Origin of the sequence: Pseudomonas sp. GM60 (genome assembly GCF_000282415.1) — a bacterium.
Taxonomy (GTDB): Bacteria; Pseudomonadota; Gammaproteobacteria; order Pseudomonadales; family Pseudomonadaceae; genus Aquipseudomonas; species Aquipseudomonas migulae.
In genome coordinates, this window is record NZ_AKJI01000072.1 from 20436 (window position 1) to 33403 (window position 12968).

At 56.8% G+C, this 12968-nt stretch carries 12 protein-coding genes; 9 read left to right on the plus strand and 3 right to left on the minus strand.

Annotated elements, in window-relative coordinates; all coding sequences use genetic code 11:
* Nucleotides 1-132 precede the first annotated feature (132 nt).
* Both PMI32_RS11335 and PMI32_RS11330 read right to left on the minus strand, forming a co-directional pair.
* Complete coding sequence (locus tag PMI32_RS11335) at nt 133-1398, minus strand: hypothetical protein (RefSeq protein ID WP_008030840.1); 1266 nt, start codon at nt 1396-1398, stop codon at nt 133-135.
* Nucleotides 1399-1555: 157 nt separating this feature from the next.
* Nucleotides 1556-1828, minus strand: a complete 273-nt coding sequence (locus PMI32_RS11330) for a hypothetical protein (RefSeq protein WP_008030842.1) — start codon at nt 1826-1828, stop codon at nt 1556-1558.
* 300 nt (nt 1829-2128) lie between these two features.
* Between PMI32_RS11330 and PMI32_RS11325 the strand changes: the two genes are divergently transcribed.
* From PMI32_RS11325 to PMI32_RS11305, 5 genes are all read left to right on the plus strand, one after another.
* Nucleotides 2129-3487 carry an MATE family efflux transporter gene (locus PMI32_RS11325; RefSeq protein WP_008030845.1) on the plus strand — a complete coding sequence of 453 codons (1359 nt, stop codon included), beginning with the start codon at nt 2129-2131 and terminating at the stop codon, nt 3485-3487.
* Between the two features lie 555 nt (nt 3488-4042).
* A complete protein-coding gene (locus tag PMI32_RS11320) occupies nt 4043-4690 on the plus strand; it encodes a hypothetical protein (RefSeq protein ID WP_008030847.1) in 648 nt (215 codons plus the stop codon).
* Nucleotides 4691-4903: 213 nt separating this feature from the next.
* Nucleotides 4904-5563: a phosphoribosyltransferase gene (locus tag PMI32_RS11315; protein WP_008030849.1), complete on the plus strand. Its 660-nt coding sequence runs from the start codon at nt 4904-4906 to the stop codon at nt 5561-5563.
* A 323-nt stretch (nt 5564-5886) separates the two neighbouring features.
* Entirely contained in the window at nt 5887-6339 is a 453-nt protein-coding gene (locus tag PMI32_RS11310) for an Ohr family peroxiredoxin (protein WP_008030850.1), read from the plus strand.
* A 68-nt stretch (nt 6340-6407) separates the two neighbouring features.
* Nucleotides 6408-6860 carry an Ohr family peroxiredoxin gene (locus tag PMI32_RS11305; RefSeq protein ID WP_008030852.1) on the plus strand — a complete coding sequence of 151 codons (453 nt, stop codon included), beginning with the start codon at nt 6408-6410 and terminating at the stop codon, nt 6858-6860.
* A 72-nt stretch (nt 6861-6932) separates the two neighbouring features.
* On the opposite strand, the gene PMI32_RS11300 is transcribed toward PMI32_RS11305, so the two are convergent.
* Nucleotides 6933-7691 carry an SDR family oxidoreductase gene (locus PMI32_RS11300; RefSeq protein WP_008030854.1) on the minus strand — a complete coding sequence of 253 codons (759 nt, stop codon included), beginning with the start codon at nt 7689-7691 and terminating at the stop codon, nt 6933-6935.
* A 203-nt stretch (nt 7692-7894) separates the two neighbouring features.
* Here PMI32_RS11300 and PMI32_RS11295 point away from each other — a divergent pair, with 203 nt between their 5' ends.
* From PMI32_RS11295 to PMI32_RS11280, 4 genes are all read left to right on the plus strand, one after another.
* Nucleotides 7895-8464, plus strand: a complete 570-nt coding sequence (locus PMI32_RS11295; protein WP_008030857.1) for a YceI family protein — start codon at nt 7895-7897, stop codon at nt 8462-8464.
* Between the two features lie 108 nt (nt 8465-8572).
* Nucleotides 8573-9118, plus strand: coding sequence for a sigma-70 family RNA polymerase sigma factor (locus tag PMI32_RS11290; RefSeq protein WP_008030859.1), 546 nt, complete (start codon nt 8573-8575; stop codon nt 9116-9118).
* A gap of 26 nt (nt 9119-9144) precedes the next feature.
* Nucleotides 9145-10074: a FecR family protein gene (locus tag PMI32_RS11285; protein ID WP_032828843.1), complete on the plus strand. Its 930-nt coding sequence runs from the start codon at nt 9145-9147 to the stop codon at nt 10072-10074.
* Nucleotides 10075-10389: 315 nt separating this feature from the next.
* Nucleotides 10390-12885: a TonB-dependent siderophore receptor gene (locus PMI32_RS11280; RefSeq protein ID WP_008030862.1), complete on the plus strand. Its 2496-nt coding sequence runs from the start codon at nt 10390-10392 to the stop codon at nt 12883-12885.
* Nucleotides 12886-12968: the final 83 nt, after the last annotated feature.

The following is a 12968-nucleotide window of genomic DNA, read 5'->3' on the forward strand; positions in this document are numbered from 1 at the left end:
AGAAGTGGCTCCAGCCAGTGGTGAGTTCAGCTAGTCTTCCCGTACTTGGGAAAAAGTGGACGGATTTTTTGTTTGTAATGTCACAAATAATCTGTTCACTTTTAAAGTGTTCACTTTAAAGTTATGTGGTTTTCAATCGCTGTTCTTGTTTTTTCTTGCTGACCTGATAGTGTTCGCAAGACTTTCGAGAACTGTAGTTTGATTTTCAAGGATGTGCTGAAGTTCGAATTCCGAAATTTCATGCGTTCTCCTAGCTTCCGAACTCGTAAATGTCATGTTTTCTAGTACTTGTGGAGACATGCACGAATTAAGCTTTACTTGGAATGCAGCCTCACTCATACCTATGCTATGCATTCTTTTTAATCTGTCATCCATAAGGAGGACGTGAATTTGATTTTGCTTCAATATTTCTGAAAATTTTTCATCGAACGATACAAAAAACGGGACGAAAAATGAACCAGAATCTGATTTTGTGCACATGGTTTCAAGCGTTCGCATATGTGACATATCCCATGCCATTCCCCGAAGGGATTTGGCAAGATCTTTCCCCACTCCGCTTAATGGGCCAAAAAACCTGACCTTGCTAGGGTTGCTTAAGAACTTCCATGCGAACATAAGTTCGTACTTAGGTAGCTTTTTCAGCTGTATCACACAGAAGTCGATCAAAGCAGTGAATGCGGCTTCCGGGCTGCGTTCTCCTTTGAGCCAAATAATCGATAGTTCAAATAGTATAACTTGAGTAAGCAGCGCTTTGCGTTCGCGGTTTTTTACCTCGGCAGTATTTACTAGTTTGTTATAAGTTCTTATACATTCCTGAGATAGTTTTTCTTCATCGCAGTTGAATGCTGGTTTTAAAGGGTTGTTCTCGAATGATGCCCAGTCGAGATAATCAAGTTTTTTGAAAGCTAGTATCGTGTTTAATGGCCTTTCATTTGATTTGTTGTCTCTGGATAATCGGAGGTTTTCAAATAAGAATGGTATTAAATCTGTTTGGAGTGAGTATTCTTTTTTTAGCCTAAGAAGTGTGATTACGCGATTGCGATCAGATTCATTGATGCTTTCGTGATTTACATATGCTCTGACCTTTTCTGCCACATTTGAGTCGAATGAAAAAGACCAGTCTATAAGTACTTTAGATTTTCCGTGTGATATCAAACTTTGTAGTGCTGTGGACGCAGAGGTAAAGTAAATTTTCGGGCCCGCGAATAGGGGTGTTATCCATGGTGCTCTGCTTGTAATGTCCTCCAAGTTAATGGTTAGTCCAACCCCGGCAGCATTGCTTGTGGAAATCGCAGATCGAATATGAATTGCATCTTCTGGTCTTGAAATGTTTTCGAGTTTGTCCAGGTCGCCACGAATGATCAGTTCGTACATTTCGTCTATAACAGGCTTTTTCATTAAATATAATCCTCCTTTTTAGAAGTCGCTGCCAAGTTTTATATGGTCTGGTGAATGATATCTCATTAAGGGCTTATGATATCGCCCTGCGTATTGCTTGAAACAGGGGCAAGATTTAGTCGAACAAATAACGGGCGCCTTCAGCGCCCGTTCTCATTCACTCCTTCGTCTGCGCCCGCAATCGCCGACCGATCACATCCATCAAGTCACAGCCATCCCGCAACGGAATGGCCAGCAGTTTGGAGAAGTCCGACAGCACCACCGTGTCGCAACCAATCTCGGCGCGAAAGGCGATGTTTTCCAGCACCTGAGTAACTGCGCGAATTCGGTAGTCAGCGGCGGCTTGCAATACGTCGAGTGGAGCTTCGGTGTCGATGAGCAGGGAGGCCGGGACCAGATCGATTCCGGTGAGGGGCATGTATCTTTCCATAGGTAAAACTCCGATCAAGGCAAAAGTTAAAGCAAAAGCGCTTTAGATACTCGATCGATCAGGTCGCCAAACCCGAATCGCCGTTCTGGGCGATGGGCCGACTATAAGCCTCATCCTCACAGCCCGGTAGGTGACGCATTCCGAGCTTCATGTAGGAATTTTTATGCCGTCCTAGGACGCAATAATCAGCGTTGCTGAATGGATCGAAAACAGCGTCAAAACATTCATTCAACTTTGTTCATCCCCGCGATCGCTATCCTCTAGAATCCCAACTCCGCAGTCGAGACGGACCTCCACCCAATGCAAACCCCCACCACCCCAAACCCTCTCTGGAAAACCTACCTCCTTTTCCTCACCCCCATGGTCCTCTCCAACTTCCTCCAATCCATGTCGGGCACCGTCAACAGCATCTACATCGGCCAAATGCTCGGCACCCAAGCCCTGGCCGCCGTCTCCGGCATGTTCCCCATCGTCTTCTTCTTCATCGCCCTGGTCATCGGCCTCGGTGCGGGTGCGAGCGTGCTCATCGGCCAAGCCTGGGGCGCACGGGAACCGCACTTGGTGAAAACCATCGCCGCCACCACGTTGCTGTTGGGAGCAATCATCGGCCTGACAGCGGCGGTGCTGGGCAGCGTATTCGCAAGACCAGCCTTGCAAGGCTTGGGCACTCCGGCTGACGTGCTGGACGACGCCGTGTCCTACGCCCACGTGATGATGTGGATCATGCCGTCGCTGTTGGTCTACGTCCTGTTCACCCAGCTGCTGCGCGGGGTGAGCGATACGGTGTCGCCGCTGATCGCATTGGTGGTGTCGACGTGCATCGGCCTGGCGCTGACGCCGGCGTTGATTCGCGGTTGGTTCGGGTTGCCGATGTTGGGGATTCAGAGTGCGGCGTATGCGGGGTTGGCGGGGAATTTATCGGCGATGGGGTGGTTGGCGTGGCGGTTGATTCGGCGGGGGCATCCGTTGGCACCGGATCGGGAGATGTTTGCGGCGATGCGCCTGGATCGGGTGATTCTCGGCAAGGTGTTACGCATCGGTTTGCCGACCGGGTTGCAGATGGTGGTGTTGTCGGTGTCGGAGTTGGTGATTCTGGCGTTGGTGAATCAGCACGGTTCGCAGGCGACGGCGGCGTATGGGGCGGTGACGCAGATCGTCAATTATGTGCAGTTTCCGGCGCTGTCGATTGCGATCACGGCATCGATTCTTGGGGCGCAGGCGATTGGGGCAGGGCGCATTGAGCGGATGGGGCCGATTCTGCGCACGGGGTTGTTGATCAATGTGTGCCTGACCGGTGGGTTGGTGGTGTTGGGTTATCTGTTGTCGCACTGGTTGCTGGGGTTGTTTCTGACGGACGATTTGACTCAGGCGAAGGCCGAGCACTTGTTGCACATCATGCTCTGGAGCCTGTTGGTGTTTGGCTTTCAGGCGATTGTCGGCGGGATCATGCGGGCCAGCGGCACGGTGTTGGTGCCGATGGCGATTTCGATTGTGTGCGTGCTTGGCGTGCAGTTGCCGATGGCGTATGTGCTGGACGGGCAGTTCGGGTTGCAGGGTGTGTGGATGGCGTTTCCGGTGGCGTATTTGGGGATGCTGATATTGCAGACGTTGTATTACAAACTAGTGTGGCAACATCAGAAGATTGAACGCTTGGTGTAGATTGGATCCCTTATTTCAATCCTGGCTCTAATAAGTATGACTGTTTTAGTTGGAGGGGCCCTGAATGCGAGTTGGTCTCTATTGCAGATATCGTTAGTGAGGTAACAACTAATGGATCCAATAGAAGAATCTAAGGCGCCATGTAATTTACCAGGCCAGTTGTCACGTGGCTTTCAGGGAAGTTGGGATTTATCCAGCGAGGTGAGTTGCTTCTTCTGAACTAACCGTTTGTCGGTGGTTTGCTCGAAAAATGAACATTTGGGTTCTAATGCCCTCTGATACTTCAGCGCGTCGCCATGACCTGCTCCTGCAGCCGCAGAAAGAGAAGTGGATCCCGAACCTCATATGCATTGAATGCAAGTGAGGATTTTTTTACCTGAATTTCAGGAGCCAACAAATAGCCGAACTTGATTTGCCGGGCAAATTAATCGGTTCAGCCGCGCCAAATCACTGATTTGGCTTGTCTTTTATCAGTCGGATCTCGTAGGGCCTGCAACTCGATTAGAGCCCCGCTGAACTAATGATTCGCACTGTATAATCAGTTGGAGAAGTACCGTGTCTATAAATACAATTATGAGTCTGGTCGAAAACAAAGAGTGTATGGAATTTGTGCGGTTGGGTGTTGTTTATGCTCACTTGGTCGCCTGTTGTGTTGCCATTGGTTTGGTGTTGACCAGTGATATAGCCATGGTTAAGAACTTGTTGAAGGGTAAGGTGTTTTCGGAACACGATAATGCGCATCTGGAAAGTCTCCAGACGTCTGTCGTTGTTGCATTGATTGCTTTGTGGGTCACCGGTATTGCAATTGTGGGTATTGATTACCTGGAGAAGGGAGTCGAGTACTTCATGAACCCGAAACTTCAAGCCAAAGTGATCATTGTCATGTTGTTGACGTACAACGGCATCTTGTTGCATCGCTTGGTGTTGCCGGCTATGCAGAAGGCCGGATCGCTGCTCAAGCTCGAGTTTAGCGCTCGGATGCTGGCGCTATTCTGCGGCTCGCTGTCGGCGGTGTCCTGGATGTATGCGGCCCTGCTGGGCGTCGGACGCCCGTTGGCCTGGAAGTATTCACTCTCTGAACTGTTGATGGCGTATCCGCTGTTGATTGCACTGGGTTTCCTGGCAATGCTGGCATTGACTCAACGAGTGATAAAACAGAGCGACGATGTGGTGCCGCAGCGGGCTGTTGCGAGTGCTTGCTAAGTTGTAACGTTCGCTGAACTTCCCGGACACCTCCGGTTTTAAAAAGAGGGCCACCCGTAACAGGGTGGCTCTTTTTTTTGCGTTAAAAGTTGCGTCAGAAAGTCGAGTCGTCGGTGTAGGCCGGTGGGCTTGCTGTCGTCCACCTTCGGACTGACAATCCCGAGTGACGGTGATGTAAACCGACAGGCGTGATCGCCTGGGGAGGTTTTCCACATGAGTCCTTCATCGACAACCATTCTGCAAGACCGCGCCGATGCCGGTCGGCGGCTGGTGGCGCCGTTGCTCAAGTACGCGCATCGCCCCGATGTCCTCGTCCTCGCCTTGCCCCGTGGCGGTGTGCCGGTGGCGTATGAAGTGGCGACCGCGCTGGACGTTCGCCTCGACCTGATGCTAGTGCGCAAACTGGGCGTTCCGACCCATCAGGAGCTGGCGATGGGCGCAATTGCCAGCGGCGGTATTCAAATCCTCAATGAGCATACGCTGCGGGCACACCCGATTGATCAGGCAACGTTCGATGCCGTGGTCGCACGGGAAACCCGCGAGCTGCTGCGGCGTGAGCAGGTGTATCGCGGAACGCGTGCGCCGGTGCAGTTGAAGGATCAGGTGGTGATTCTGATTGACGATGGCCTGGCGACGGGCGCTTCGATGAGGGCGGCGATTCACGCGGTGCGCGCACAGGCGCCGGCTCGCGTTGTCGTCGCGGTACCGGTGGCGCCGGTTGAAACGGCGGAGGCGCTACGCGGTGAGGTGGATGAATTGGTGTGCCCGATCACTGCTGATTGGTTTATGTCGATCGGGCATTGGTACGTGGATTTTTCCCAGACTGCGGATGCCGAGGTCATCAGGTTGTTGACGCGGGCGTGGCAGCGGTAGGGGAGTGGGGCGGCGTAAACATTTGGGGTTTGAGAGATGGGTCATCCGTTACGGGGGGGCCCATTTTTTTTGGCTGGAAGTTGCGTTGATCTTGAGGGCGCCATCGCCGGCAAGCCGGCTCCTACAATGTCCGCGTGTAAACCCGATCCTTGTAGGAGCCGGCTTGCCGGCGATAGCGGTCTCACGGTTTACACCGTTCGTCGCAGAACCCTTGAACGACCTATTGACACCCACCGGCATCTGCGTAAATATTCATCCATCGTATACGATACAATCGAATGCGATACTAAATCAAACCTATAGCAACATCGAGGATTCACCCCATGAGCAAGATCGAAAAAGTCCTGGCCACCGGCAAAACCCACACCACCGCCAGCGCTGCCGGCAACACCTCCGGCGGCCACAACGGCAGCCTCGACATCACCCTGTCGACACCCGGCAGCGCCAAACCTGCTCATGTGTTTGCCGGCACCCAGCCGCATCCGGCTGCCGAGCAACTGTTCGCCGGTGCATGGTCGGCGTGCTACACCGCAGCCGTCGGTCTGGTGGCCAATGATTTGAACGTGGTGCTGCCAGCGGACTTCTCCGTCGACATCGAAGTCGATCTGGGGCAAACCGGCCCGGCCTACTTCCTTCAGGCTCGTTTGACTCTGCGCGTACCTGGCCTGCCACACGACATCGCCACCACGCTGGCGCACACCGCTGATCAGATCTGCCCATACTCGAAAGCAACACGCGGCAATATTGATGTGGCACTGAACGTCCTCACCGTTTAATTATTATCAATGCATCGCGTGCGATAAAAGCGCACGCGAAAACAAATCCCCAATTGAGAGCATTCATCATGAGCAAGATCGAAAAAGTCCTGGCCACCGGCAAAACCCACACCACCCCTAGCGCAGCCGGCAACACGTCGCGCGGCCACAACGGCAACCTCGACATCGTGCTGTCCTCGCCCGGCAGCGCAAAACCGGCGCACCAGTTTTCGAACATTCTGCCGCACCCGACCGCCGAGCAATTGTTCTCCGGTGCCTGGTCGGCCTGCTATAGCGCCGCCGTCGGCCTGGTGGCCAAGGAGCTGAACGTGACACTGCCGGCCGACACGGCGGTAGACATCGAAGTTGATTTGGGCCAGACCGGCCAGGCGTACTTCATTCAGGGGCGATTGACCTTGCGCGTACCGGGCCTGTCGAACGAGGTTGCAACGAAACTGGCGCATGGCGCCCATGAGATCTGCCCGTACTCCAAAGCCACCCGCGGCAACATCGACGTGACGTTGAACGTCGTCACCGAGTGATGCACCGCACGACCGGTTCGACTTCGCCGGGCGAGTCGAACCGGCCGCCGGCCCGGGCAACATCGATAAGCGTCAATTGGGCGCCAATGTGCTCTTCAGCCAATGTTCAAAACGTGTCGCGCCCACGATCGGATTCGCCCCAGGCGTCAGCGACTGATCGTTGATGGGCGCACCGAAGTAAGGAACCGTGTCATCCGCGACGACCTCGCGCGGGTCTTTGATGTGCCGCAGGTATTGGTTCACGAATTCAACGATCGGCTTGCGATCCGGCCCGGCGACTTCCAGGGTCTGGTTGTCTGGCGCTTTCAAGGCGATATCGGTCAGCGCCGTGGCGACATCGAGCGAGGCAATCGGTTGCAGCGCGGCGGGGGTCAGGTGGATGGTGTTGCCGTCTTCGCGACCCGAGTAGGCAATGGCACCGATGAACTCGAAGAACTGCGTGGCGCGCAGGATCGTGTAAGGAATGCCCGAGTGTTTGATGAGTTTTTCCTGAGCCATCTTCGCCCGGAAGTAACCGCTTTCGAGCATGCGCTCGGTGCCGACCACTGACAGCGCAACATGGTGTTTGACGCCGTCGACTTTCTCCGCCGCGAACAGGTTTTTCCCGGCCGTTTCGAAAAAATGCAACGCTGCGTGATCCTCGAATGAGGGCGAGTTCGCCACGTCCACCACCACATCTGCGCCTTCCAAGGCTTCCTTCAGCCCTTCGCCACTGATGACGTTGACGCCGGTACTCGGTGACGCTGCCAGCGCTTCATGCCCCAGTGCCCGCAGGTTTTTGCACAGTTGACTGCCGATCAGTCCAGTCCCTCCGATGACGACGATTTTCATGACTCGTCTCCCGTTGCGGTGAATGGAACACTCATTAAACACCTGCATGACTCAGGCATCCGGCGCGTAACGGGGGTGCGCGACAGGTGGTCGGGCCGCCGGTGCACCCATGGCACAAACGGCGATTTTTTGCTTTAGTCCACCTATGGCTGGCCTTTGTGTGCAGCACCTCACTGCACCAGGGCGTCCTGCCGGAGAATCCCATGAACCTTCGTTTCCCGCGTTCCGCCGCCGTGCTTGTCGCGATCACGCTCGGCGTGTTGCCGTGCGCCGATGCCATCGAATACAAACAGGTGAATGAGACCGCCAGCACTATCTCTTTCACCTACAAACAGTTCAGCTCACGGGTCTACGGCACGTTCGGCAAGTTCGAAGGCACGCTGGATTTCGACACGGCGAACCCCTCGGCAGCCCACGCCGTGCTCACGATCGAACTCGACAGCATTGATGCCGGAAGCAGTGACGCCAACGAAGAGTTGAAAAAGCCCGCGTGGTTCGACACGGCCACTTTTCCGCAGGCGACGTTTGAGTCGACCGCTGTAAAAGCGTTGAGCAACAACCGTTACTTGATCACCGGCAATCTCACCCTCAAGAAGATAACGCGCACGGTGCAAGTGCCGGTCCTGCTGAAGTCCCAGAAAGCGATCGGCATATTCGATGGTCAACTGACGCTCAAGCGCAGCGACTTCAAAATCGGTGAAGGCGAGTGGGCGGACACGGTGGTTTCCGACGATATCAACATCAGGTTCCGGATGGTTGCGCCGGAGCAATAGCTGTTCAGCGTTCTGATTCACCGCGGCTTTACGTCGCTTGCTCTGCCATGGTTTTACTGTCATCGTTCGCGCTACTGGTAATCTTTCTTATTTGAGAAATTTTTGCGTATGCGCGATTTTTCCGTGGCTGATGACGACGTTGCCCGTCGTCGGCGGACCTTCACCGACCTCTATAGCGATCACCATTCCTGGTTGCATGGCTGGCTACGGAAAAAACTCGGCTGTTCGCAACGCGCGGCTGATTTGGCCCATGACGCGTTCATTCGCGTGCTCACCCTCGCCGAGCCTCACACCATCAAAGAGCCGCGGGCGTTTCTGGCGACCATGGCGGGGCGCTTGTTGATTGATGGCGCCCGACGCCGGCGGATCGAGCAGGCGTACCTCGAGGCGCTGGCGATCCAGGCGCATGACGCCGGCATGCCCGACCCCGAAGCGATCCATGTGGCGCTTGAGGCGCTGGAAAAAATCGCCGTGATGCTCGCCGGGTTGCCAGACAAGAACCGCGAGGCGTTCCTGCTCAGTCGGCTCGACGGCCTTACCTACAGCGAGATCGCGATTGAACTGAAGGTGTCCGCCAGCACGGTCAAAAACTACGTCGCCGGTGCGCTCGTCCATTGCTACAACACCTTGTACGGGGCGGAACAGCCGTCGTGACGAACGTCCATCCACCCTCCGAGCAGATGATCCTTGAGGCGGCTTACTGGCTGACGTTGTTGCACGACGATTTGGCTACCGACGCCGAACGTGTGGCTTTCGATGTCTGGTGCGAAACCGACCCGCGACACTCGCTCGCCCTGGAGCGCATGCGGGCTTTGTGGGGCGGTTTTGACGAGCTGCCTGCCGCCCCCGCACGCGTTGCCCTCAAGCATGCCTTTGCCCGGCCGGGCCCGAGAGTGTCGGGCCGTGGCGCCCAGGCGATTGCGCTGCTGGGTGTGTTGGTCTGTGGCTGGATCGGCCTGGACAACATGCCGGTCTGGCTCGCCGATCAACGTACCGGCGTGGGCGAGCGGCGCGAGGTGGTGCTTTCGGACGGCAGCCATATTCAGCTCAACAGTCATTCGGCGCTGGACGTGAAGTTCGACGGCCAGCAGCGCGTCATCGAGTTGTTGGAAGGGGATATGTGGGTCGAGGTGGCCAAGGACGCCCGGCGTCCGTTTGTGGTGCGCACTGATCAGGGGACGGCGACGGCACTGGGCACGCGCTATCTGGTGAAGCGCGCAGCCGATGGTTCAACCGTGGTCAGTGTGCTGGAGTCTGTCGTTGCCGCCAAAGCCAACGGCGCCGAGGCGGTGAACGTCGCGGCGGGCGAGCAAACCACCCTCAGAGAGGGCCGGGCGCAAGCACCGCAACCCATCGGCAACGCCCACCCGGATGCGTGGACCCGGGGCTTGCTCAAAGTCGATGACCGCCCTTTGAGCGAAGTGCTTCAGGCCCTCGCCGGTTACCGACGGGGCCTGGTGCGCTACGACGAACAGGCGCTGCAAGGGCTGCGCGTCTCCGGCGTGTTCCGCCTCGACGACACCGATGCAGCGCTCGCGACACTGGCGGACAACCTGCCGATCCAGGTCGAGCACTTCACCGATCTGCTGGTGGTGATCAAACCCCTATAACCCCCCAACCCTGTAGGAGTCGGCTTGCCGGCGATCCAGGCGACACGGTCTGCCTGACCCACCGCCATCGCTGGCAAGCCAGCTCCTACAAGGTTGAGGAAGGCATCAATACCGTTTCACCCCAACCTGTAGGAGCCGGCTTGCTGGCGATCCAGGCGACACGGTTTGTCTGACCCACCGCCATCGCGAGCAGGCTCGCTCCTACAGGGTTTCGGGGTTTACAAAAAATATTAATGCAAATCGCTCGCATTCATTGTCTGTTTTTCCGACATGGCCGTCATGGTTAGTAACGCCTTCCATTTCGCAGGATTTCTCATGTCTCGCTTTGCTCGTCCGTTGCACCCACTGGCGCTTTCAGTGGCGATGGCTTTTGTCGCGGCGCCGCTGCTGGCTGCCGAATCGCCGGTCGCGGGTTCACACACCAGTGCTGTCCGCAGTTTTTCGATCCCGGCCGGGGATTTGAGTCAGGCGCTGAACAGCCTGGCCGAGCAGGCAGACCTGGTGTTGGCCTTCGACCCGGCCTTGACGCGCGGTAAACGCAGCAATGGCCTGAGCGGACCATTCAGCACCGGCGACGCACTTGCCCAATTGCTTCAGGGCAGCGGCCTCAACGCCATCGCGCTGTCGGCCACGCGCTATCGCATCGAACCTGCGCCCGAGGCGGTCGAAGGTTCTCTGGAGCTGCAGGCCACCAACATCAACGGCGCGTATGCGAGCGAAAGTCCGACCGGTCCGGTGGCGGGTTATGTCGCGACGCGCGCGCTGTCGGCGACCAAGACCGATACGGCGCTGAACGAAACACCGCAGTCGATTTCCGTGGTCACCAAGGACCAGATGCGTGCCCAGGGCGCGGAGAATCTCAACCAGATCTTGCGTTACACCGCCGGCGTGATTCCCGAAACCCGTGGCTCTACCGCCTCGCGACTGGATCAGATGACCATCCGTGGTTTTTCCCCGGCCGTGTATCTGGACGGCTTGCGCATGCCGGGCAGTCGCGATGCCTCGCCGCAAAAAGACTCGTTTGATCTGGAGCGCGTGGACGTTTTGCGCGGGCCGTCGTCGGTGCTGTACGGGCAGGCCAGCCCCAGCGGTGTGGTGAACATGGTCAGCAAGCGGCCGCTGGATACGCCGTTCCATGAAATCGGCGTCGAGTACGGCACCTTCGACAAGAAACGCACGACCTTCGATTTGAGCGGCCCGCTCGACGACCAGGGCGTTTACTCCTATCGCCTGGCTGGTCTGTACGACGAGGCCGATGGTCAACTGGAACACACCGAAACCCAGCGTCAGTCCATTTCGTCGGCGTTCACCTGGCGCCCGAGCGATGACACGTCGCTGACGCTGCTGGGGCATTTCCAGAAAGACCCGAAGGCGGCTTCGTACGGTTCGACACCGGCGTGGGGCTCGGTGTTGCACAGCCCGACCGGGCGTGACATCGATGTCGATTTCTATGACGGCGACAAGGATTTCGAGAAGAGTGACCGCGAGTATTTCTCCATCGGTTATTTGTTCGAACATCACCTCAACGACGTCTGGACCTTGCGTCAGAACGCGCGTTACCTGCGCAGCGAAGGCGTTTATCGCAGCCTCTACAACAGCAACCTGCGCGCCGATTACCGCACCTCCAACCGGTCGACCATTGCCACAGACGTCGACCTGGATGCCTACACCCTGGATAACCAGGTGCAAGCCAGATTCGACACTGGGCCGGTGCAACACACGGTGCTGTTGGGTGGCGATTATCAGAACACCAGCACGGATACCAAGTCCGGTTTCGGCACGGGGCCGACGCTGGATATCTTTGACCCGGTCTACGGTGTTCCGGTCGTCACACCGGCGTTCACCACCGACGCGACGCAGCGTAACCAGCAGAAGGGCTTGTACCTGCAAGACCAGATCAAATGGGACAAGTGGGTGTTGCTGATGGGGGGGCGCTACGACTGGGCGACCAACAACAACAGCTCGATGAACTTGCGCAACAACGTCAAGACCAAAACCTCTCTGGACAGCGAGGCGTTCACCGGTCGCGTGGGGCTGGTCTATCTGTTCGATAACGGCCTGTCGCCGTACATCAGCTACGCCGAATCCTTCGAACCGCAGTCGGGCACCGGCTATGGTGGTTCGGTGTTCAAGCCGACCGAGGGCCAGCAATACGAAGTGGGGATCAAGTACCAGCCACCGGGCAGCAACAGCTTTATCACCGCGTCGGTCTTCGACCTGCGCCAAAGCAACGTGCCGACGCTTGATCCGGATCCGACGCACCTGTGCGGCACCGGGCGTTGCCAGGAACAGAGCGGTGAAGTGCGTTCCCGTGGTTTCGAACTCGAAGGCAAGGCCAGCCTGAATGACAACCTGGACATCACCGCCGCGTACGCTTATCTGGACAACCGCATCACCAAGTCCAACAGCACCGTGAGCTACGCGCCGCTGACCGACATCGCCGTCGGCCCGGCAGTGCCGGCGAAAGGCACCACCAACTATGGCGTGCCGCGTCATACGGCCTCGGTCTGGGCGGATTACACCTTCCACGACGGCGTAGCGAAAGGCTTCGGTGTCGGCGGCGGGGCGCGTTACGTCGGTTCCTCCTGGGGCGACACTGCCAACACACTGAAGGTGCCGGGTTACACGCTGCTGGATGCAGCGGTGCACTACGACATCCCGCACATCAACAGCCTCAAGGACAACCTGCGCCTGGCGGTGAACGCCAGCAACCTGGCCAACAAAGAGTACGTGGCGTCGTGCTATTCCTATTCGTGGTGCTGGTATGGCGCACAGCGCACCGTTCAGGCGAGCGCGACGTATCAGTGGTAACACCCGCTGAGCTGACACACCACGTCGCCTGAATCGCCAGCAAGCCGGCTCCTACACACCACCGAACCTGTAGGAGCTGGCTT

Excerpts from the sequence above, each read along its gene's own strand:
- PMI32_RS11335 (WP_008030840.1), bottom strand. The coding sequence starts at position 1,398 with ATGAAAAAGCCTGTTATAGACGAAATGTACGAACTGATCATTCGTGGC.
- PMI32_RS11330 (WP_008030842.1), bottom strand. The coding sequence starts at position 1,828 with ATGGAAAGATACATGCCCCTCACCGGAATCGATCTGGTCCCGGCCTCC.
- PMI32_RS11325 (WP_008030845.1), top strand. The coding sequence starts at position 2,129 with ATGCAAACCCCCACCACCCCAAACCCTCTCTGGAAAACCTACCTCCTT.
- PMI32_RS11315 (WP_008030849.1), top strand. The coding sequence starts at position 4,904 with ATGAGTCCTTCATCGACAACCATTCTGCAAGACCGCGCCGATGCCGGT.
- PMI32_RS11310 (WP_008030850.1), top strand. The coding sequence starts at position 5,887 with ATGAGCAAGATCGAAAAAGTCCTGGCCACCGGCAAAACCCACACCACC.
- PMI32_RS11305 (WP_008030852.1), top strand. The coding sequence starts at position 6,408 with ATGAGCAAGATCGAAAAAGTCCTGGCCACCGGCAAAACCCACACCACC.
- PMI32_RS11300 (WP_008030854.1), bottom strand. The coding sequence starts at position 7,691 with ATGAAAATCGTCGTCATCGGAGGGACTGGACTGATCGGCAGTCAACTG.
- PMI32_RS11295 (WP_008030857.1), top strand. The coding sequence starts at position 7,895 with ATGAACCTTCGTTTCCCGCGTTCCGCCGCCGTGCTTGTCGCGATCACG.
- PMI32_RS11290 (WP_008030859.1), top strand. The coding sequence starts at position 8,573 with ATGCGCGATTTTTCCGTGGCTGATGACGACGTTGCCCGTCGTCGGCGG.
- PMI32_RS11285 (WP_032828843.1), top strand. The coding sequence starts at position 9,145 with ATGATCCTTGAGGCGGCTTACTGGCTGACGTTGTTGCACGACGATTTG.
- PMI32_RS11280 (WP_008030862.1), top strand. The coding sequence starts at position 10,390 with ATGTCTCGCTTTGCTCGTCCGTTGCACCCACTGGCGCTTTCAGTGGCG.